This window comes from Nocardia sp. NPDC058480 (genome assembly GCF_042720495.1).
In the GTDB taxonomy this organism is placed as follows: domain Bacteria; phylum Actinomycetota; class Actinomycetes; order Mycobacteriales; family Mycobacteriaceae; genus Nocardia.
The window spans coordinates 43,068-64,459 of sequence record NZ_JBHXMN010000016.1 but is presented as its reverse complement, the minus strand read 5'-3'; the positions used below and the strand labels follow the sequence as shown (position 1 = coordinate 64,459).

12 protein-coding genes are annotated in these 21,392 nt (G+C 68.8%); 5 read left to right on the top strand and 7 right to left on the bottom strand.

The window, feature by feature from the left end; translation table 11 throughout:
• Positions 1-70 precede the first annotated feature (70 nt).
• Positions 71-1,033 (top strand): helix-turn-helix transcriptional regulator, encoded by a 963-nt coding sequence (locus ACFWO8_RS27680; RefSeq protein ID WP_378965956.1) that lies wholly within the window; start codon positions 71-73, stop codon positions 1,031-1,033.
• 130 nt (positions 1,034-1,163) lie between these two features.
• Here the strand turns inward: ACFWO8_RS27680 and ACFWO8_RS27675 are convergent, their stop codons facing one another.
• Complete coding sequence (locus ACFWO8_RS27675; RefSeq protein ID WP_378965948.1) at positions 1,164-1,592, bottom strand: RidA family protein; 429 nt, start codon at positions 1,590-1,592, stop codon at positions 1,164-1,166.
• 62 nt (positions 1,593-1,654) lie between these two features.
• Here ACFWO8_RS27675 and ACFWO8_RS27670 point away from each other — a divergent pair, with 62 nt between their 5' ends.
• The gene (locus ACFWO8_RS27670; RefSeq protein ID WP_378965941.1) at positions 1,655-2,626 is read left to right on the top strand and encodes a helix-turn-helix transcriptional regulator; all 972 of its coding nucleotides are present in this window, start codon (positions 1,655-1,657) and stop codon (positions 2,624-2,626) included.
• Positions 2,627-2,760: 134 nt separating this feature from the next.
• Here ACFWO8_RS27670 and ACFWO8_RS27665 read toward each other — a convergent pair whose 3' ends face one another.
• From ACFWO8_RS27665 to ACFWO8_RS27650, 4 genes are all read right to left on the bottom strand, one after another.
• Positions 2,761-7,248 carry an SbcC/MukB-like Walker B domain-containing protein gene (locus tag ACFWO8_RS27665; protein WP_378965934.1) on the bottom strand — a complete coding sequence of 1,496 codons (4,488 nt, stop codon included), beginning with the start codon at positions 7,246-7,248 and terminating at the stop codon, positions 2,761-2,763.
• A 2-nt stretch (positions 7,249-7,250) separates the two neighbouring features.
• The gene (locus tag ACFWO8_RS27660) at positions 7,251-8,630 is read right to left on the bottom strand and encodes a TIGR02678 family protein (RefSeq protein WP_378965920.1); all 1,380 of its coding nucleotides are present in this window, start codon (positions 8,628-8,630) and stop codon (positions 7,251-7,253) included.
• 73 nt (positions 8,631-8,703) lie between these two features.
• Positions 8,704-10,209 (bottom strand): TIGR02677 family protein, encoded by a 1,506-nt coding sequence (locus ACFWO8_RS27655; protein WP_378966611.1) that lies wholly within the window; start codon positions 10,207-10,209, stop codon positions 8,704-8,706.
• Positions 10,210-10,341: 132 nt separating this feature from the next.
• Positions 10,342-11,481 carry an XRE family transcriptional regulator gene (locus ACFWO8_RS27650; protein WP_378965915.1) on the bottom strand — a complete coding sequence of 380 codons (1,140 nt, stop codon included), beginning with the start codon at positions 11,479-11,481 and terminating at the stop codon, positions 10,342-10,344.
• 348 nt (positions 11,482-11,829) lie between these two features.
• Here ACFWO8_RS27650 and ACFWO8_RS27645 point away from each other — a divergent pair, with 348 nt between their 5' ends.
• Positions 11,830-12,135: a hypothetical protein gene (locus ACFWO8_RS27645; RefSeq protein WP_056809962.1), complete on the top strand. Its 306-nt coding sequence runs from the start codon at positions 11,830-11,832 to the stop codon at positions 12,133-12,135.
• Here ACFWO8_RS27645 and ACFWO8_RS27640 read toward each other — a convergent pair.
• Complete coding sequence (locus tag ACFWO8_RS27640) at positions 12,037-14,601, bottom strand: AMP-binding protein (RefSeq protein WP_378965908.1); 2,565 nt, start codon at positions 14,599-14,601, stop codon at positions 12,037-12,039. The genes ACFWO8_RS27645 and ACFWO8_RS27640 overlap by 99 nt on opposite strands.
• A 72-nt stretch (positions 14,602-14,673) precedes the next feature.
• Positions 14,674-15,504: a PAC2 family protein gene (locus tag ACFWO8_RS27635; protein WP_378966605.1), complete on the bottom strand. Its 831-nt coding sequence runs from the start codon at positions 15,502-15,504 to the stop codon at positions 14,674-14,676.
• A 192-nt stretch (positions 15,505-15,696) separates the two neighbouring features.
• Between ACFWO8_RS27635 and metH the strand changes: the two genes are divergently transcribed.
• Positions 15,697-19,293 carry a methionine synthase gene (metH, locus tag ACFWO8_RS27630; RefSeq protein ID WP_378965900.1) on the top strand — a complete coding sequence of 1,199 codons (3,597 nt, stop codon included), beginning with the start codon at positions 15,697-15,699 and terminating at the stop codon, positions 19,291-19,293.
• Between the two features lie 232 nt (positions 19,294-19,525).
• Positions 19,526-21,391 (top strand): protein kinase, encoded by a 1,866-nt coding sequence (locus ACFWO8_RS27625; RefSeq protein WP_378965891.1) that lies wholly within the window; start codon positions 19,526-19,528, stop codon positions 21,389-21,391.
• The last annotated feature ends 1 nt before the right edge of the window (position 21,392 follow it).

The window sequence follows — 21,392 nt, the reverse complement described above, 5'->3', positions numbered from 1 at the left end:
TCGGTGTGATTCCGACGCTATCGGCCATCTAGGACAGATACGGTCCTAGATGTGCGGCAGAATCGAGAACATGACCGACACCGCCGCCCGGCTGCTCCGTTTGCTCTCCCTGCTGCAAATGCCACGGGAGTGGCCGGGCAGCGAACTGGCCGACCGGCTCGGCGTCACCGATCGGACCGTGCGCCGCGACGTCGACCGGCTGCGCGAGCTGGGCTATCCGGTGGTCGCCGCGATGGGTGCGGCCGGCGGGTACCGGCTCACCGCGGGCTCCGCGCTGCCACCGTTGATCCTCGACGCGGACGAGGCCGTCGCGGTCGCCGTCGGGTTGAGAGTCGCTGCGGGACAGGCGGTTGCGGGCATCGAGGACGCGTCGGTGCGGGCCTTGACCAAACTCGAGCAAGTCCTGCCCGCGAAACTACGCAGGCGGGTGCGCGTGGTCGGTTCGGCGGTCGCGGTCCGCGCGGGCGATGGCCCCACCGTCGACCCGGAGGTCCTCACCACCCTCGCCGCCGCCGTCACCAACCGAGAACGCCTGCGCTTCACCTACCGCGACGCCGCCGGCACCGAATCCCGCCGCCACGCCGAACCCGCCGGCGTCGCCGCCGCGGGCCGCCGCTGGTACCTCGTCGCCTACGACCTCGACCGCGACGCCTGGCGCAGCTACCGAGCCGACCGCATCGAAAGCCCCCAACCCACCGGCGCCCGCATCACCCCACGCCATCTACCCGCCGCCGACCCGGCCGACTACGTCGCAGGCCGCCGAACCGACTGGGCCACCCCCGAATACCACGTCGACATCACCATCGAAGCCCCACACGCCCGGATCGCAGGCCGCCTCGGCGAAGAACCGGACACCCTGCACGCCGACAGCGCCACCACCTGCCGTCACACCGCCACCCGCGATGACGACCCAGCGTGGCTCGCGGTACAACTGACGTCCTCGGGAGTGCCGTTCCGCGTCCATGATTCGCCTGAATTGACCGCGGCGTTGCGTGCCATGGCGGGTCGACTCCGAGACGCAGTGGGCGATTGAGTGGCCGGTCGGCCGCACCGCTGGTCCGGCCGAATCGCTGCAACCATCGATGAGACATTCGCCTGAGTCGCTGTCCGCTTTCCGGAACCACCTGCATCGGGTGAGATTGCCCGGTGCAGGTGGTGTGGGCTCAGCGGCGGGTGGCGACGGCTTCGACCTCGAACAGCACGTCGGGCGTAGCCAGGCTCGCAACGCCGATGAGAGTCTGGGTGGGTGGCGTCGTCCCCCAATTCGCCTGTACAGCACCAGCGATGGGGCCGAGCTTGCTGACGTCGTGGTTCACCACATAGGTCCTGAGCTGGACGACGTCGCCGAGGGTGAGGCCGTGGGCGGCGAGGGCGGTGCCGATATTGCGGAATGTCTGGTTCACCTGCTCGGTGAAATCGGGCGAGACGACCGAGCCGTCCGGTCGGGAACCATACTGTCCTGAGACGAGCACCAGTTCCGTTCCCGCGGGGATAGTGGCGGTGTGGCTGTAACCGAAGGGGGTCGGGTCGTGCAGGCCGTCCGGGTTGACGATGGTGTGGGCGGTGCGGGGTGCGTGCTCGGTGTTGGTCATGGCGATGAATCTGCCAGGAATACACGACATCTTGTGTCGTGTATTCCTGGCATAGTTTTCCTATGCGAGCTGACCGGCTGGTCTCCCTGGTGCTGCTGTTGCGTCGGCACGGCCGGCTGTCGGCCGACGCCCTCGCGCGCGAACTGGAGGTGTCCACCCGCACCGTGCTGCGCGATATCGAGGCGCTGTCCACGGCCGGTGTTCCGGTCTATGCCGAACGCGGCAGACATGGCGGTTTCGCGTTGCTGCCCGGGTTCCGGACCGAGCTCACCGGGCTGAACCACGACGAGGCTCTCGCCTTGCTGATCGCCGGATCACGGCGCGGCGCACAGGCATTCGGTTTGGGGTCAGCGCTTGCGTCGGCCATGCTCAAAGTGGTCGACGCGCTGCCCGAAAGCTATCGGGATATCGCGAACGACGCGGCCGAGCGCTTGCTCATCGACCCGGAGACCGATCTCCTGTCGCGTCGGCTGGTCGCCGAGGAATTGTCCGACACGATCGTCGCCGAGGTCCGGCGCGCGGTGCTCGCCGGACACAAGCTGCGCATCCACTACGCGGCGGTGGACCAGAGTCCGCAATGGCGCACAGTTGACCCGATCGGCCTGGTCACCGCCCGAGGTCAGGGTTACCTGCTCGCCACGAGATCCGGCGCGGATCGCACCTACCGCCTGTCGCGTGTGCTGGCCGCGCAGGAACTCGACGAGCCCGCACAGCGACCGGATCGGGTCGATCTGGACCAGGCGTGGCAAGAGCGCAGCAACCGGTTCCGGGCAGGCGGCGACCAGGTCACCGTCCTGGCGCGAGTGCACCCGGCTCGGCGGGAGGAACTGGCGGGCACCGCGCTGGCCATCGGCGTCGAGGAGACCGACGCGGAGGGCTGGCTGCGGCTGGAGACGACCTTCCAAGACCCCAGGCACGCCGAATGGGCACTGTGGCAGCTCGGCACGAACGCGGAAGTTCTTGCCCCGCAGTGGTTGCGCCGATCTCTGCACGAGCGTGCCACCGCGATCGCCGCGCGCTACGCATTGTCCTGAGAGCGGACTGGCCGCGGTCGCACGCCGCAGGTCCCGGGCGTTCCACCCGGCGTCGTTGAGGTCTGCCGTGGTGACCTGCTCGAGCTGTCCGCGGTGCGCTCATCGTGTATCGGCTGCCGCGACGACGTCGGCTTTCAGCCCACCGATGCCGGTTCGCCGGGCATCCCCGCCAAAGTCAATCCACCTTCGATGGTGTTCGGCACGCGCCGGCGGTTGGGGGAACCCAGCGCTGTGGTGAGGTCGCCGCCGTCGTGTTCGGCGAGGAGTTCGCCGCTGTCCCAGACGAGAAGGGTTGCGCTGACGGTGTTCTCGGCGGTGGAGTGGGCCAGGTCGTAGTGCGCGCAGCCGGGCACGTGGGCATAGGTGATCCACAGGTCGTAGCCGGTCATGAACAGGTCGAGGTCGAATTGCACGCTGAGGCCGAGCAATTCGCTGCGGCCGTTGTCGTCGACGCCGGCGAAGGCCTCGTCGAGGGCCAGTAGCCGGGGGGCCTGGGGGTCGGCGGAGTCGAGCATCACGTGGGCGGCGGCGAACAGCGGCAGGTGCAGGGAAACGGATTGTTCGCCGCCGGAGAGGGCGCTGTGGCGGGCGACGGTGAGCTTGTCCTCGGTGCCGTCGCCGGAGATGAGCGTGAAGGAGAACACGCGCCAGGTGCGGTAATCGAGGGTGGCGGCGAGGATTTCGGGGTAGGAACGTTCCGGGTGCGCGGTGCGGGCGGCGCGGATTTCGGCGGCGAAATGGGCGCGCACCGAGCCGAGGTCATCGGAGCTCAGGGCGGTGGTGTCGCGGTCGAGGAGTTTGCACATCGAGCGCGCGGACTCCGACAGGCCGTCGGCGAGGATCCAGTGCACACCGATGGTGTTGCCCGACGACATCCGCCGCTGCTTCATCTCCGAACCCATGCGGGAGATGAGTTCGCGAGCGTCGCTGGTGCGTTCGTGGATCTGCTGGGCCAGACCGGTCAGCAGCGCGTCTTCGAGGATGCGGCGTTCGGCATCGGTGAGCAGCAGTTCCTGGTCGCGGCGGGCGGCGTCGATGCGGGCGGCGAAGTCGGCGAGAGCGGCCTGGCCGTTTTCGTCGTGGACGGCGACGACGGTGAGTCCGTCGGCGGCGTCCCAGTTCAGGCGGTAGTCGCGACCGGATGCGGTGAGCGCGGCGTCGAACTCCTGCAGGGCACTGGTGACCGCGGACCGGGTGGACTTGCGACCGGCCTCGGTGGCGCGGACCTGGCTGGTGGCGGTGTCGAGGTCGGCGAACAGAGCGGCTACCTCATCGGGCAGCACCACCGGGTCGGTTTCCGGGCCTGCGGCGACGATGCGGTATTGCAGCTGTTCCGGCGTGGACCACGCGGCATCGCTACTGGGCCAACGGTGTTCGACCGCGGCGCCGAGCAAGCTCAGCAGGTCGGGTCGGGCGTAGGGGGCCAGCGAACGCACCTCGGCGAGCACCTCGGCGAGTGCGGTGGCGAGGGCCTCGTTCGCGGTGCGATAGGCGGCCTCGGCATCGCCGACCGCTTCGATGGCGGCATTGGCGGCCTTGCGCGCGGCCCGCTGTTCGGCCTTGGCCGCCTCGATGGCGCCACGGGCCAGGTCGAGGTCACGGTCGATGTCGGCGGCACTGGCGCCCAACGCTTCGCGCAGCGTTTCGAGTTTGCGATGCTGTTCGGTGAAGCCGAGTCGGGCAGCCTCGGCCTCTTCGGCGAAAGCCTCGGCGAGTGCGCGCGCTTCGTCGTGCCGGTCGGCGCCCTCGCGTTCGCGTTCGCGTTCCCGCTCGTGTTCGGCGCGCAGGCGAAGCAGGCCGGTGCCGGTGTTCTCGAAATGGCGGATGGTGGCTGCCAGTGCGTCGAGTTCGCGTGCCCCACGCGGGGTTCGGTGTGCCGCGGCGGCGGCGCGAACCTTCTTGTCCAGGGCCGCGACTTCGGCGACGGCCTGGTCGAGTTCGCGCTCGGCCTGGGTCGCGGCCTCCACCCGCGAACGCATCAGACCGGCGGTCTCGGCTACCGCACGCACAGCGGAGGTCACCGCCGACGGGCGCGGCAGAGCCTTGGCAGCTGCGGACAGCGCGGCCAATTCCGCGGTAGCCGAAGCGTCTTCGGCTCGGGCGGCGTCGTGCTCGGCAGCGGCTGCCTCGATCGCCGCCTCGATCTCGGCGAGCCGGGACGCACGCCTGCGGGCTCGCGCGGTCGTCCCGATGAACTCGGCCTCGGACTTGTGATGGTGGCCGACGAGAACGCCCTGTCGGAAGGACCCGGCGAGGCCGACCACGACGTGCGGTGTGTCGGCAGTGGTCAGCGCGGTGAGCGTGGCGCCGGTGCACGACGCTGAGTGTTCGCTCATCGCTGCTGTGGTCGAGATTTCGACGGCTTCGTCGGAGCGTGACCGCGCAGCGTGGTCCGTGCCGAGGGTCGCCGTGGCGCGGGCCTGCTGATCCGGGCTGGGCGGCTGGGCGGCGTCGTGTAGAGCGATGGAGGCCAGCACCGCGGCGACCGTCTCGGCGGGAACAGTGAGCGCGGTGGAGTCCTCTTCGACGACAAGGACTTCGGCGAGCGTGCGCCCGGATGGACGCTGGTCCACCGGCAACGGGAGCAGAAAGTGGTCGGAGTCGATGTCGGCGGGCAGGGTCGGGCCGCAAATCCAGCTGTCGAGCAGGCCGCCGGATTGGAGCGCCGCTTCGATACCGGCCGCATCTCGCGCGGACACCGAGTCGGCGAACCGCACCAGCTGCCAGAGCGGAGCGCCTGGAAGTGCTTCTCGGACACCGGTTCTGGCGGGGTGCGGCGGGGGAGCGTCGTCGCGCTGCGCGGCGATCTGTTCGCGTTCGGCAGTCAGTGCGTCGCGGCGGGCGGCGGCAGCCCTCGCACGGGACCGGGCTTCCTGGCGGCGGGTGCGAATCTGTTCCTGCAGCGGCTCGCATCGCTCGGCCAAAACCTCTGCGGCGGACGGAATATCCGCCACTGCCGCGCCGGCGATGGCGGTGTCGAGCGCCTCGAACAAACCCGCGCAACGACCTCGGTCGGCCGCGACGTCGATCTGCGCATCCGCCGTAGCGTCGGGGTCGACCGGCCCGCTGGTGGCCGTGATGCCACCGGTGTCATCTGCGGGCATGCCTTCAGATCCGGCGACCGCGGCGAAAATCTCGGCGTTGGTGCTCCACCAGGTGCGCAGAGCGGCCGCGGATTCGCTGCGCGCCAAGGCAACCGCCGCTTCGGCGTGGGCTACTTCCGCGGCAGCGGAGTCACGCAGTTCGATCGCGCGTTCGGCGAGACGTTCGGACCGGGTGCGGTCCGCGGCGGCGGTTTCCCACTTGCCCAGTGCATTTCGTACCGCGCGGACGTCGGCGTCGCGCTCCTCGGCGTGGCCGCGGACCGCGGCGGTGAACTGGTCACCGCGGCCTTCGGCGCTCGGCGGGGTCCATTCGATGCCCGCTTCCTCGGCGGCGGCGCGGACCGCGTCTTCGCCGCGGACGAGGGCGGCTGCCGCGGTACGCACCGCTTCGGTGGCACGGGAGGCCTCTTCGGCGCGGCGTTGCAGGGTATGCCCGGCCTCGGCGGCCTTGTCGCGGTGGGCCGCGGCCGAGGTTTCGAGGCGGCGCACGGCGTCGGCCAAGTCGTCGAGTTGCTGCTTGCCCTCGTAGGCACTCGAGCGTTGGAGGTTCTCGCGATCGGCGATGGCCTGTTCGTAGGCGTGATCGGCGTTTTCGGCTCTGGTCTCGGCTTCGGCGCGGTCGGTGTCGCGACGGGTGCGCAGCGCTGTCGCGGCGAACAGGGCGGTGGCGGTGTTGGTGACCGCGTCGAGGCGGGTGCGGAGCTGGTCGACGTCGGTTTTCGCCTGTACCGCGAGGTATTTGCGGTACACGTCGACGAATTGGCGGGTGGCGGTATCGGCTTGGACGAGGCCGTCGAGGGTCCGGCCGACCTCCTCCATATCGCTGAACGAGCGAGCGGCGTCGAGGATCAACTGCTCGTCGAGGGGGCGCAGGCCGTCGGTGAGAGCCTGGGAGAGGCCGCGCGGGTCGAGATTCTTGGCGAGCTGGGGCCTGCGCAGCGTGAGGATCAGGTTGATCAGCTGGTCGTAGCGCTGCACGCCGAGCCCGAACATGCGCGCGTCGATCGCCGCGCGGTACTCGACGGGACGATCGACGATGGCATCGCTGCCGATCTGCTCGGCCAATTGCTTGCGGGTGAGTGGGCGGTCGTCGGGGCCGATGAGGGAGAAGTCGACCCCGGCGCGGCCGTCGGCGACGAAGTACCAGCGGGTCACCTTGTCCGAGGAGCGGGTGGCGCGCATGCCGATGCCGACGGTGACGGTCTCGGGATCGTCCCAGCTGCCGCGCGCGAACTCCATCCACACATACGAGTACGCCGATTCCTGCTTGCGGTACAGCAGATTCGACTTCATGGTGCGTTCTTCACCGGCGAACGGATTCAGCCTGCGCGGTTCGATCCGCCCGTCCAGCACGAACGGGAACAGCACCTCGAGTGCCTTGGTCTTACCGGAGCCATTGGGTCCGCGCAGCACCAGACGGCCGTCGGCGAAACTGAACTCCTGGTCGCGGTAGTCCCACAGGTTGACGATGCCCGCACGGGTCGGGACGAACCGCACTCCGCCGTGAATGAGTGACATGCTCAGACCCCTCCCTCTCCGATGCTGCCGTCGGTATCGGCGGCGGTGACGAACAATTCCTCGGCCTTGCGCACTCGTACGGTGACCACCGCGCCCCGATATCTGGCCAGCGCGGGCAAAACCAGCAGCCCGTCATCGACCAGCCGGATCAGCCGCAGCTTGGCGAGCAGCGCGAGCACCTCGGTGGTGAGCCCGCCGGCATCGGCCTGCCATTGCGCGGCGAAGGTCGCGCCGTAGCGGTCGGTGAGCGCGGTGACAGTCGCGCGCACCCAGGTGTTGTCCAGGAACGGATAGGTGACCGGTTCGGCGGCCTCGGTCGCTTCGTCCACGAAATCGGTTGCGTCGCGGACAGTTTCGATGTCATCGGCGAGCGGGGCGAACACGCCTGCGGTGGGGATGGAAGCGTCGAGCTGATCGAGCAGCGCGTCCTCGGCAGTGCGAGCGTCGCGCCGGTGGGGGACCGGATTGTCGATATCGAGCACCGCGTCGGCGATCTCGCCGATCAGCAGCAGTGCCACCTGAGCCAGGGTGCCGGTGCCGGGGAAGCGGGTATCGGACAGCCGACCCGAGGTGTCGATCAGCGCTACCCCTTCGGCCCGGCGTTCGGCCCGCAAGCCGGTGCAGTATTCGACCTCGCCGACCAGGCGATCCTGGCCGAGCAGCACCCGCTCGGCCTCCGACAGCTCCTCGAGATAGACGACCGGACGCTCCACCAGTGCCCGGCGAACCCGGCGGGCCTGATCGGGCGATGCCTGTTCGGAGTCGTCGGCCAGCAAACCGCGCACGCTGTGCAGGTGTTGCAGTGCTCGTGGGGGCCGGAACAGGGCGAACACCACCGGCCGGTCGATGTCGTAGAGGGCCTCGCCCGCCTCCGGGTCACTGGCCCAGCCCCCCGCATCGCCGTCGGCCAACGTCAGCGCACCACGCGCACCGAGCCACCCGACAGCGTCGACGAAGGCGTCGCGATCGGCGGCCCGCTCCGTCGACAGGTCGAGGCCCTCGATCCGGCTCGCGTAATCGGCGACGTGCTCGGCCAATTCGGACAGGGTGATCTGGTCGCCCGCCCGGCCGAGCGCGGCCAGCGCCAGCGACAGGTAGGCGTAGCGACGGCGGTCGAAGACGCGGTCGTTGACGCTGCGGGCGGGCCTGGCGTCGTCGAGACGATCGTGCACGGGGTAGAGCCGCGCCGTGGTCTCGGTGACTTCCAGTCGGTAGCCGAACAATTCGGCCAGATCCTCGCGCAGCTCCGTGGCCCAGCGCCGGATCAACGGCAAGGCGATCCGATCGGGGTAGACGCGGGTGACCAGGTGGTTGGCCAGCATCACCCGGGCCGCACGCTGGTAGCTGTCGAGTGCCAGCGTGTCGATCCGCTGACGCTTCATCGTGGGGTCCCCTGTCGTACCGGCGCCGGTCGCGCCGCGCGGAAGAGGCCGAGCGAGTCGATGCACCACTGTCTCATCGCGTCACCCCCCGTCGCGCCGAACCGCCGCGCACTTCGAGACGGCGGTTGTTCAGATGGAGCAGCCCCACGGCGGTGCGGATCACTGTCGACCCATCGCACGGGCGCACCGTCAACGTGACGCCGTTGTCGGAACCGGTTGTGCCGTCGACCTTCCCGCTGACCGGCACCCAGGCGGTCGAGGCCGCGTCGAGCAGGCGCAACAGCACCTCGGTCTCGCGCTGATCCAGCACTCGCTCGTGCACATTGCCCTCCGTCAGGGAGGCGGCGGCCGCAGCTCGGTCCCGCTGCGCCGCCAGTTGGGCCTCCCGCAGTCGCCGCACGCCCGCGTCGTTTCGCGCGATCCGGGCAGGTGCGCCCGCGGTGGGGGCCCGCCCGGTCTCGGCGAGCGTGCGCGAGATCTCCAAAGGCGGTGCGTCCCACCAGGAACGACTGGTCGGGATCAGCTCCGCATCGGGATGTTCGAGCGACAGATGGCGTGGCTTGCCCAGCCCGAATACCGCGTCGTAGAGCGCGTGCGCACCGCCCGCGGTGGGGGTGGCGACGAACCACTCGGCCAGGTGCCGCAGCGCCGATTCCCGGCTGACGCCACCGCGGCGGGTCTCGGTGACCCGGCGCAACAGCGACAGCACCGCCGCGATCGCGCTCATCGTCGCCTCCCGCAGCCGGTCGGCCTCGCACGTTTCCGACGACTCGGTGCCCGCGGCGACGAACCAGGTGCGCAAGCCATCCCAGCGTGAACGCCAATCCGCTTCGCGCTCAGCGAAACTCAGCAGCACCCGCTCGTCGCACCCGGCGGCTCGAGCGATCAACTGCTCGACTCCGGTCTGCTCGACCTCGCCGATCGCCGCCGCCAGCCGCGGCGCGAACCGGGCCAGATCCAAGCTGAACTCCCGCATGTGCGCGAGCAACGCATCCTTGTGCGCGAGAAAGGATTCCGGCGTGATCTCGGTCGTGCGCACCAGATCGCCCAGCGACAGATAGAAATGCGCGGCCCGTGCGGCCATGTCGGTGAGCGCGGCGTCGAGCCTGCGCAAGGTGGTGTAGACCCGCTCGGCATCGCCGTCGCGGTTGGCGGCGGCGAGCGTGCGCAGGTCGGCGAGCAACTCGGGCAGCACCAGCCGCGACAGCGACGCGTCTTCCATCCGGGCCGCGAGTACCCCGGCCACCGCTCGGTAGGCCTGGAATCCGGCCTGCGCGAACTGGTAGACGTAGTGCCGGTTGCGGTACTCGGCCAGGGTGGCCGCACGGGTGCCGTCATAGCTGCGTTCGAGCACACCCCAGCGATGCAACTGCTCGAGCAGCGGACCGATCTCGGCCGCGGGCAGTGGGACACCCGCGGCCGCCTCGATCCGGCCGCCCGCCTCGGCTCTGGAAATCCACTCGGCGACGTCGTCGGCGTGCAACAACACCACGTAGGCGGCGCGAGCGCTGTCGAAGGCGCGCAGCACCCGCAGGTAGTCGGCGCGTTTCTCGGCGGTCGCGAACGAGAACAACCGCAGACGCTCGTCCCACAGGGCGGGTACGGCGCTGGGCAGGCCGTCGGCGGAGTCGGTCACCGTAGACAGGTTAGTGGTGGCCTTCGGGTGCTCCGCCGGACCCGTCCCCGATCGGCGTGGCATCGCCGGGCGAACTCACCCGACATTGAGCGATCGCAGCTGGTCGAGGAACGATTGCGTGCGCTGATCTCCTGGGTACCGTTCGATGATCTCCCTGGCTGCCTCGCCCGCGATCCAGGCCAGCGAGGGCAGCGACTTGCGGCCCGCCGAGAACGCCGCCACGCCCTCCTCGACCGCGCGCTCGAGATCGCGGTCGCGCACGGCGACGACAGCCAGGGTCAGCCGCGCCTCCGAGACCCGCATGGGATTGCGGACCGAACCATCGGGTCGGGTCGAATCGCTGATCACCTGCCGGGCGTAGCGTTCGGCCAGTCTGTCCTGGCCTGCCACCCGGCAGCAGTCCATCGCGTAGAAGTCGAACTTGGTGGCGTCGACGACGAAGTGGTTGGCCAGGTCGGCCGGGTGACCCATCCGCGACAGAATCGCCTTGCCCTCGTCGAGGGCGGTCTGCATCGCGCGGTGGTCACCCAGCCGAGCCCAGCCCTTGGCGCGCTGCGCGGCCAACTGCACCCCGACACTCGACGACGTGGTGCCTGCCATCGCCTTCTCCGAGACATCGATCGCGCCACGGAAGTTGCCCTGCGTCAACGCGAACCACGCCGACATCTCCGCGGCCCACCCGACGATCTCGGTGTTGCCCGCCTCGCGGCCGAGTGAGTCGGCGGCCCGGCGAGTGGCCTCGGCGCCACCTCGGCGGCCGAGATCGTAGTCGACGCAACCGACCAGCAACGCGACCCAGCCGGCCAGGACGAGGATCTCCCGATGCTGGCTGAGGGTGAGTCTGCCGTCGAGCAGAGAGGTGATGCGGCGCAGCCAGGCGGTGCCCTCGGCGTGCAGCACGTGGGGGTCGGCGTAGGCGTATTCGCAGCACAACCTTTCGGCGGTGATCCGCACCGCGTCCAGTGTCGCACTGTTGACGTCGGACATTCTGAGTCGTCCGATGAACTCGAGGGTGTCCATACCGGTTGCCGATAACAGCTCGTCATCCCGGTTGGGGCGGGACTTCGGGAAGAACGCGGCGGGGACGGTGTCGAACGCGGCCGCGATGATCGGCGCGTAGAACTCGTCAGGTCGCGATTCCCCGGATTCCCAACGGCGCCAGTTGCGCAGCAGGGTACTGTCCGTCGGCAGGTTGCTGGAGGACTTGGCACGCATCGCGCGAACGGCATCGCCTTGCGACCACCCCCTCGCGTCACGTTCCGAGCGCATCCGAACAGCCCAGACGGGTCGATCATCAGTTGCGGTCACGGCGGTAGTATTCCACCAGTTAACGTTCGGCGTCCCGGATAGGGCATGTAGATGTCATCGGATTGACATCTGCTGCCGGGGGCCACGAATGTCCATGATGTAAGAAGGTGTCCGGCGCGACAACCGGATACCGGCTTTGCAGGAGAGCTTGCAGGGCAACGCAGTACCCCCGCGTGGCGCACCGCGCGACGCGGGGGGATCGGTACAAGACAGGTCCGACAACAGAACAGCGATCCCAATCCAACGGAGGTTCGGGTGGAAGCGTTGATCTATGGATACTTGCGCGACGATTTGGCCGATGGCCAGAGCGACCAATTGGAGGATGCGCTACGCAGCCTCGCACGCACCGCGGGCATGTGTTTCGCCGCGACGTTCCACGAAGCACCCGCGGGTGACGGTGCGGCATTCGCCGAGCTCACCCAGGAATTGAAGCGGGCCGACGCCCACCACGTGGTGGTGCCGTCACTCGATCACCTTGCGGGCCAGACGATTCCGCGTGACCTGCTGATCGCGAAGCTGGCGCACGAGGCGGCCGCTCAGGTTCTGACCCTGGAGCGTTAGCCATGGGATCCGACGCCTGCACCGATCCGCCATCTCGGTAGTGGCCGCTCCAGCGGCCAGGCAGGCCACCAGCGCGAGCAATCGCTGGTCGCCGAACACCGGGTACACCTGCCAGTGCAGCAGATACGCGAACAAGGAGCTGTCGGCCACCGCCACCGCCACCACGGCGACGACGGCGGGCACGCGCAGCGCAGGCAGCCAGATCAAGATCGCAATGCCAACGATGACAAGGCGTTCCCGCTCGGTGACGCCGAAATATCCGGGCACACCAGCCAGCAGCACGGCGCTGACGATCAGCCGCTGCCAGACTGCCGTCGCCTTCGCTCCGGCCCAGCCGAGAACGAAGTACCAACAGGCCAGCGGTGAGAACGCGATGTCGCGTTCGGGATAGAGTCCGAACGAATGCCAGCGCAGGATGAGGGTGAGGCCGAGCAGGCCGAGGGCGAACCAGAACGGCGCCCGCCGCTCCCACCTGTCGATCCGGGGGATCCGGATCAGCAGCGCGCCGGCCACCGTGCAGTACACGAGCACCTCGAGGAACCACAGGTGTCCGGCCGTGTCATTGCGCGGTCCGAGAATCTTGTTGAGCAGCAACACATTCTGCCAGCTGTAGTAGCCGGGTTGCCAGGCCATCGTGATCAGTACCCAGAGTGCGGTCGGCACCGCGATCATCGCCACGGTCCGCCCGGTGAGCTGGAGTCGCCGGGCGCGCGGGGCCGAACTCACCGCGAAACGCGCGAAGTTGTAGCCGGCCACGGCGAGCAGCACGTGTGCCGCACCCCACCATTCGAACAGCTGGATGTGGGAGCCGAGGATGAGCACGATGCCGATCGCGCGCAACGCTGTCGAGGAATCGAGGGCCCGGCCGAAGCGGGTGCGGGTGCGCGGTGATCGTCGCAGGTCGGCGATCGAGCGCTGTGGCCAGTCGGTGGGCAGCGTGCCGAGCACACGCTCCAGGCGGGCCGCGACGGTGACGTAACTCAGGGAACTGCCGCCCAGGTCCGCGAAACTGTGTGCGGGCGAGATCGTCTCGATCGGCAGGCCGAGGGCGTCGGCGTAGATCACGCCGATATCGTCGCTCGGGCTCGCCGGCGTGGTCGCGAGCGCGCGCACCGCTGGATAGTCGATCTTGCCGGTGGCCAGCCGCGGTAGTTCGTCGAGGACGGTCACGCTGATCGCGGTGACGGGCAGTCCCGATACCTCGGCGATCCGCCGCGCTGCCGCATCTCTGTGCACTCGAGGCGATGTCGCAGACGAAGAAGATCGGGGCAGTGTCGCCGCGATCAGCCGGGTGCCGTCGTCGGTGCAGGCGGCGACGAAACCGGCTGTGGCCAGCTCTGATTCGATGCGGCCCAGGTCGATGCGCAGGCCGAACAGTTTGGCGAAGCGACTGCGCCTGCCGACTATCTGCAACAGCCCGTCGGGGGTGCGCCGGGCCAGATCGCCGGTGCGCAGCGCGTCGACGGTGCGGCCGAGTGCCAGGTCGGCGGGGCCGTGCGCGTAGCCGAGCATCACGTTCGGACCGTGGTAGACCAGTTCCTCGGCGGCGCCGTCGTCGACCGGTGTCAGGGTGAACTGCCCGCCCGGAATGGGGATTCCGATGCAGTCGGGGTGTTCGGCCGCCGATTCCGGTGGCAAATACGCCATTCGGGCGGTGGCCTCGGTCTGGCCGTACATCACGAAGAACCGCCAGCCCGCGGCCGCGCCGAGCTCCGCGTAGGTCCGTACCCTGGCCGGTTCGAGTCTGCCGCCCGCCTGGGTCACGTACCGCAGATCCGGCAGCGACATCTGCGCGAAGCCGATCCGGTCCAGAAGGTCGACGGTATAGGGCACCGCGGCGAACGAGGTGGCCCGGTGCGCGCGGAACTCGTCCCAGAATTCGGGCTCGAGCACCGAACGCTCGGTGAGCAGCAGGCTCGCACCGCGCAGCAGATGACTGTGGACGACCGACAGCCCGTAACAGTAGAACAGCGGCAGGGTGGTCGCCGCGCGATCGTGCGGGCCGATGTCGAGGTACTCGGCGATGGACTCGGCGTTGGCGGTGAGGTTGTGCGCCGACAGCCGCACCAGCTTCGGCGACCCGGTCGAGCCGGAGGTGCTGAGCAACAGCGCCAGCTCCGGATGCAGCCGGTGCGCCGACTGCGCGCGGTTCGCGACGACGCGGCCGCGATCGATGATCACGTCCGGGTCGTAGGTTGCGGTCAGTTCACCGGTGAGCTCGCCGGTCAGCAACACCGCGCACCCCGCGTCGAGAGCGCCGAGGTAGGCGATCAGGGAGTCGAGATCGTTGCCTGCGGTGAGCGCGACGAGCCGCCGGACAGGTCCGAGCCCGGCCGAGAACTCCGCGACACGGTCGCCGAGCTGGGCATAGGTCACCGATGCGATGGACCCGGGACCGGGATGGTGCAGCACTGCGATGCGGTCGTCGAAACCACGTAGATGGGCGACGATCGACTGGGCTGGCACGCGAAAAAGTCTAAGCGGCGTGCCGACGGCGGCCGGGAGCTACCTGCCCGGCGAACTCCCGGTGAACGAGGACTAGAGGCCGAAGCTGCCCGGCCCGCGCCGACGCAGGTACTTCTCGAACTCCGCCGCGATGGCGTCGCCGTCGATCTTGGACATGGTCTCGTTGAGGTCGATCGCGGCGTCGCCGCGCTCCTCGAGCGAGCGCACGTACTCGCTGATCTCCTCGTCGCCGAGGGTCATCTCGTTGACCGCGACTTCCCACTCCTCGGCCTGTTTCGGCAGCTCACCGAGCGGAACCTCGATATCGAGGACGTCTTCGACCCGGTGCAGCAGCGCGATCGTCGCCTTCGGGTTCGGCGGTTGCGACACGTAGTGCGGGACCGCGGCCCAGAACGACACCGCGGGCACACCGGCCTTCACGCACTGGTCCTGCAACACCCCGGTGATCCCGGTCGGACCCTCGTACCTGGTCTGTTCCAGATTGAACCGCTCGGCGGCCTCGGGACTGTAGGCCGAACCGGTCACCGGCACCGGGCGGGTGTGCGGGGTATCGGCCAGCAGCGCGCCGAGGATGACGACGGTCTCCACCCCGAGTTGCTCGATGAACTCGAGCAGGTCATCGCAGAAACTGCGCCATTTCATGTTCGGTTCGATGCCACGCAGCAGGACCACGTCACGGTCGCTGCCGGGCGGGGAACACACCGACAGCATGGTCGAGGGCCACTGGATCTCCCTGGTCACGCCGTCGACCTGACGGACCGTCGGCCGGTTCACCTGGTAGTCGTAGTAGTCCTCGGAATCGAGTTCGGCCAGCGGCTCGGCATCCCAGATCAACTCCAGATGTTCGATGGCGCCACTGGCGGCATCGCCGGCGTCGTTCCAGCCCTCGAAGGCGGCAACCATGACGGGATTGCGCAACGTCGGCAGTTCCGTCTCGGGGGTCTCACTGGCATCCACCCGGTCAGCCTAGTGTCTTGTGCGAATTGTTTTGCGGTGACCGACGCTGTTGCGTGTTTCCGCCGCGGACAGTGGTCCACGCCACTCGATTCACCCACAGTGGTCTTGTTCGTCGGAGGCGCCCTCTAGTCTTGAATCATGTCTGCGTCCTTGCCCACCGGGTTCGATACCACGCTCCTCGACACGCTGCGGCGGCGTGTCGTCATCGGCGACGGCGCGATGGGCACGATGTTGCAGGCCGCGGATCTGTCGCTCGACGACTTCCGTGGCCTCGAGGGTTGCAACGAGATCCTCAACGACACTCGACCCGATGTGCTCGCCGAGATCCACCGCGCCTACTTCGCCGCGGGTGCGGATGCGGTGGAGACCAACACGTTCGGCTGCAACCTGCCCAACCTCGCCGACTACGACATTCAAGACCGGATCCGTGACCTGTCCGAGCGCGGCACCCGCATCGCCCGCGATGTCGCCGACGAGATGGGCCCGTCGGCCGACGGCACCCCGCGCTATGTGCTGGGCTCGATGGGACCGGGCACCAAGCTCCCGACGCTGGGTCACGCGCCGTTCGTGTCGCTGCGTGATGCCTACACCGAAGCGGCGCTCGGCATGCTCGACGGCGGCGCCGACGCCATCCTCATCGAGACCTGCCAGGACCTGCTCCAGGTCAAGGCCGCGATCACCGGCAGCCGCCGGGCCATGATCGCGGCGGGCCGCCGGATCCCGATCATCACCCACGTCACCGTGGAGACCACCGGCACCATGCTGGTCGGTAGTGAGATCGGCGCGGCGCTGACCGCGCTGGAACCGCTCGGCATCGACATGATCGGTCTGAACTGCGCCACCGGACCGGCGGAGATGAGCGAGCACCTGCGGCACCTGTCGCGGCACGCGAACATCCCGGTATCGGTGATGCCGAACGCGGGTCTGCCGGTGCTCGGTGCCAACGGCGCGGAATACCCGCTCACCCCCGAAGAGCTCGCCATCGCGATGAGCGGGTTCGTCTCCGAGTTCGGTCTATCGCTGGTCGGTGGTTGCTGTGGCACCACCCCGGAACACATCCGTCAGGTCGCCGAGGCGGTGCGCGAGGTCGAGAAGACTCTTCCCCCGATCGCCGATCGTCGCCACCCCGAGCACGAGCCTGCCGTGTCGAGCATGTACACCGCTGTCCCGTTCGAGCAGGACGCCTCGATCATGATGATCGGTGAGCGCACCAATGCCAACGGCTCCAAGGCTTTCCGTGAAGCGATGCTCGCGCAGGACTGGCAGCGGTGCCTCGAGATCGCCAAGGACCAGACCCGCGACGGCGCGCACATGCTCGACCTGTGCGTCGACTACGTCGGTCGCGACGGTGCCGTGGACATGAACGAACTCGCGTCGCGCCTGGCGACCGCCTCGACGCTGCCGATCATGATCGACTCGACCGAACAACCTGTGCTGGAAGCCGGCCTGCAGCACCTGGGTGGTCGGTGTGCGGTGAACTCGGTGAACTACGAGGACGGCGCGGGCCCGGATTCGCGGTTCCAGCAGATCATGCGCCTGGTGTCCGAGCACGGTGCCGCGGTGGTCGCGTTGACCATCGACGAGCAGGGTCAGGCGCGCACCGCCGATCACAAGGTCGCGATCGCCGAGCGGCTGATCGACGACATCACCACCAACTGGGGCTTGAAAGAGTCCGACATCATCGTCGACACCCTGACCTTCACCCTCGGCACCGGGCAGGAGGAGTCGCGCAAGGATGGTGCGGAGACGATCGCGGCCATCCGCGAGCTCAAGCTCCGCCGCCCGCAGGTGCAGACCACCCTGGGCCTGTCGAACATCTCCTTCGGTCTGAATCCGGCCGCCCGGCAGGTGCTGAACTCGGTGTTCATGCACGAATGTGTGCAAGCGGGTCTGGATTCGGCGATCGTGCACGCGTCGAAGATCCTGCCGATGAGCCGGATTCCCGAGGAGCACCAGCAGGTCGCCCTCGATCTGATCTATGACCGTCGCACCGAGGACTACGACCCGCTGCAGAAGCTGATGGCGCTGTTCGAGGGTGTCTCGACGGCATCGTCGCGGGCCTCGCGCGCGGAGGAGATGGCGTTGCTGCCGTTGTTCGAGCGCCTCGAGCGGCGCATCGTCGACGGTGAACGCAACGGCCTCGGTGAGGATCTGGACGAGGCGATGCAGACGGTGCCGCCGCTGCAGATCATCAACGAGACCCTGCTGTCGGGCATGAAGACCGTCGGTGAGCTGTTCGGTTCGGGCCAGATGCAGCTGCCGTTCGTGCTGCAGTCGGCCGAGGTGATGAAGACCGCTGTCGCGCACCTGGAACCGCACATGGAGGCCACCGACGACGCGGGCAAGGGCCGCATCGTGCTGGCCACGGTGAAGGGCGATGTTCACGACATCGGCAAGAACCTGGTCGACATCATCTTGTCCAACAACGGCTACGAGGTGGTCAACCTCGGCATCAAACAGCCCATCGCGACCATCCTCGACGCCGCGCAGGACAAGAAGGCCGACGTGATCGGCATGTCCGGGCTGCTGGTGAAGTCGACGGTCGTGATGAAGGAGAACCTCGGCGAACTCAACTCCAAGGGCGTCGCCGAACAGTTCCCGGTGCTGCTCGGTGGCGCCGCGCTGACCCGCTCCTACGTGGAGAACGACCTGACCGAGGTCTACGAGGGCGACGTGTACTACGCCCGCGACGCGTTCGAGGGCCTGCGGTTGATGGACGAGATCATGACCGTCAAGCGTGGCGGTGGCCTCGATCCCGACAGCCCCGCGGCCGTCGCGGCCAAGGAGAAGGCCGCCGAGCGCAAGGCCCGTCACGAGCGGTCCAAGCGGATCGCGGCCGAGCGCAAGGCCGCCGAAGTGCCGATCGTGGTGCCCGAGCGTTCCGATGTCGCCGCGGATCTGCCCGTGCCGACGCCGCCGTTCTGGGGCACGCGGGTGGTGAAGGGTCTGCCGCTGGCGGAGTATTCGGGTCTGCTCGACGAGCGGGCGCTGTTCCTGGGCCAGTGGGGGCTGCGCGGTCAGCGTGCCGGTGAAGGGCCCACCTACGAGGATCTGGTGGAGACCGAGGGTCGCCCGCGGTTGCGTGCCTGGCTCGACCGGCTCGCCACCGAGGGCGTGCTGCAACACGCGGCACTGGTCTACGGGTACTTCCCCGCGGTATCGGAGGGCGACGAGGTCATCGTATTGACCGAGCCGAATCCTGATGCGCCGGAGCGGTATCGGTTCACCTTCCCGCGTCAGCAGCGGGACCGGTTCCTGTGCATCTCCGACTTCATCCGTTCGCGTGAGCGGGCCCGGGAGACCGGGCAGGTCGATGTATTGCCGTTCCAGCTGGTCACGATGGGTCAGCCGATCGCCGACTTCGCGAACGCGCTGTTCGCCGCCGACAACTACCGCGACTATCTCGAGGTGCACGGTGTCGGTGTGCAGCTCACCGAGGCGCTGGCCGAGTACTGGCATCGCCGGGTGCGGGAAGAACTGACCGTCGACGGTAAGTCCGTGGCTGCCGAGGACCCCGCCGATGTGCAGGACTACTTCAAGCTCGGTTACCGGGGCGCGCGGTACTCCTTCGGTTACGGCGCCTGCCCGGAGCTCGAAGATCGCGCCAAGCTCGTCGACCTGCTCGACGCGGGCCGGGTCGGGGTGACGCTGTCGGAAGAACTGCAACTGCACCCCGAGCAGTCGACGGACGCGTTCGTGCTGTTGCATCCGGAGGCGAAATACTTCAACGCCTGACACACTTCAGGCACAGATGAATAGGTGTCGGCAGATCGGATCGGCCCCGGCGGGCCGGTCCGATTGTCGTTGTGGCGCTTGTGAGTCTGGTCACGATGCGGCGCTGGGTCCATGGACCGGGCTGTCCCGCAACAGGATCGAAGCAGTTCAGCACGTAGGATTTTCGAAAGTTTCATCCCGCTGTGGCGCGTAGGGCGAGACGACTCAGCGGTAAGCAGGAGGGGCACAGAATATGACGTCGGATCGGTTGATCGCGGGACGCTATCGACTCACCGACCCGATCGGCACGGGTGCGATGGGAGTCGTGTGGCGCGCCACCGACGTCCGGCTGCGGCGCACCGTCGCGGTGAAGCAAGTGCTGCTCGCGCCTGGTCTCACCGGAACGCAGGCGCTGGAAGGCAAACTGCGCGCGATGCGGGAGGGCCGGATCGCGGCCCGCCTGCACCACCCCAACGCCATCACCGTCTTCGACGTCGCCGAAGAGGACGGCCAGCCGTGGCTGGTCATGGAATACATGAACGCCCCGAGCCTCGCGGTGAAGCTGGCAGGCGGTGTGACCCTGCCGCCGATCGCGGTGGCGGGGATCGGTGCCCAGGCCGCCGCGGCCCTGTCCGCCGCGCACGATGCCGGGATCATGCACCGTGATGTGAAACCCGCCAACCTGCTCGTCGGCGACGACGGCACGGTCAAACTCACCGACTTCGGCATCTCGCACGCGACCGGGGACGTCACCGTCACCGCCACCGGCTTCCTGGCGGGCACCCCCGCGTACCTGGCGCCCGAGATCGCGCGCGGCGACAACCCGAAGCCCGCCGCCGACGTGTTCGCCCTCGGCTCCACGCTGTACGCCGCCTCCGAAGGCGCGCCGCCGTTCGGTGAGGGCGACAACCCCCTGGCTGTGCTGCACGCCGTCGCGCGCGGTGTGGTGCCGGAGCCGAAGAACGCGGGCCCGCTCGCTCCGGTCCTGATGTGGCTGCTGACCGCGTCCGCCGATGACCGGCCGACGATGGCGCAGGCCCGCATCGCGCTGGAAGACGTTGCGGCGGGCCGGGTCCCGGCACTTCCTGCCTCCGCGACGAAGATTCTGCCGGTAAGTGAGGCGGCGACGACGCTGACCCCGCAGCCCGCGAACGGGACAGCGGCGGCGAAATCCGGTGCGGCCGCACTGTTCGGCAGTGGCCTGGCCATGAGGAAGGCGGCCCGCTCGGCCTTCTCGGGACGGAACTCGACGGCGGCGGCCACGGGCACACCGGCATCGGGCGGGGTCGGTCAGGCGGGCGCGGGCGATCCTGGCTCGGTGCGGCCGCGCGACGCCACCCCGCCGAACTCGAGCGGTGTCGAACGTGCGGGCGCTGAGGCGGATACCCGCGCCCGAGCGGCGGCCGGGCCGACGCAGGCCTCCGCCGCCGGCGTCCCTCCCGCGTTCCCCGCCCCGCAGTCGCGCACCGAACCCGCGAACAACAGCCGCGCCGTCCTGCTGCTTGCCGCCGCCGTCGCCGCCTTCACGGTCATGCTCGTCGTGCTGGTGGTCACCCGTGACCGGGGCGGCGAACCCGATCAGCAGGCACAGATCCCGGCATCGCCGGTCACCGTCACGACCGTGGTCGACGGCAAGGTGAGCACCGTCGTCATCGTGCCCGAGCAGGAAACGATCACCGTGTCGGCCCCACCCGCGGCCGTGCCCAGCGGTGCGACAACCACGGGTGCGACCCCGACCAGCACCTCGGCCAAGCCCACCCCCACCACCCCGAATCCGACCAGCACGACCATCACCACCACACCCTTCGGCCCGCCGACCCCGGACCGGATCACCCAGTTCGTCGCCGGGTACTACGGCATGCTCCCCGGCAATATCGGCGGGGCGTGGGCGCAGCTCGCTCCCGGCTACCAGGCGCAGACCGGCGGGTTCGGGCAGTACTCGTCGTTCTGGTCGTCGGTGCGGTCGGTGACTGTCGGCTCCATCACGCCCAGCGGCCAGAACCGCGCAGTCGTCACCCTCACCTACCAGCTGACCAATGGCACGGTGACCTCGGAGAACCGCTGGATCCAGGTCTCCGGCGACGCGGGCAACCTGCAGATCGCCGGATCGGGCGTCTGAG

Coding starts and splice junctions, on each gene's coding strand:
- ACFWO8_RS27625 (WP_378965891.1), top strand. CDS start 19,526: ATGACGTCGGATCGGTTGATCGCGGGACGCTATCGACTCACCGACCCG.
- ACFWO8_RS27635 (WP_378966605.1), bottom strand. CDS start 15,504: ATGGTTGCCGCCTTCGAGGGCTGGAACGACGCCGGCGATGCCGCCAGT.
- ACFWO8_RS27665 (WP_378965934.1), bottom strand. CDS start 7,248: ATGTCACTCATTCACGGCGGAGTGCGGTTCGTCCCGACCCGTGCGGGC.
- ACFWO8_RS27675 (WP_378965948.1), bottom strand. CDS start 1,592: ATGACCAACACCGAGCACGCACCCCGCACCGCCCACACCATCGTCAAC.
- ACFWO8_RS27680 (WP_378965956.1), top strand. CDS start 71: ATGACCGACACCGCCGCCCGGCTGCTCCGTTTGCTCTCCCTGCTGCAA.
- ACFWO8_RS27670 (WP_378965941.1), top strand. CDS start 1,655: ATGCGAGCTGACCGGCTGGTCTCCCTGGTGCTGCTGTTGCGTCGGCAC.
- ACFWO8_RS27660 (WP_378965920.1), bottom strand. CDS start 8,630: ATGAAGCGTCAGCGGATCGACACGCTGGCACTCGACAGCTACCAGCGT.
- metH (WP_378965900.1), top strand. CDS start 15,697: ATGTCTGCGTCCTTGCCCACCGGGTTCGATACCACGCTCCTCGACACG.
- ACFWO8_RS27650 (WP_378965915.1), bottom strand. CDS start 11,481: ATGCGTGCCAAGTCCTCCAGCAACCTGCCGACGGACAGTACCCTGCTG.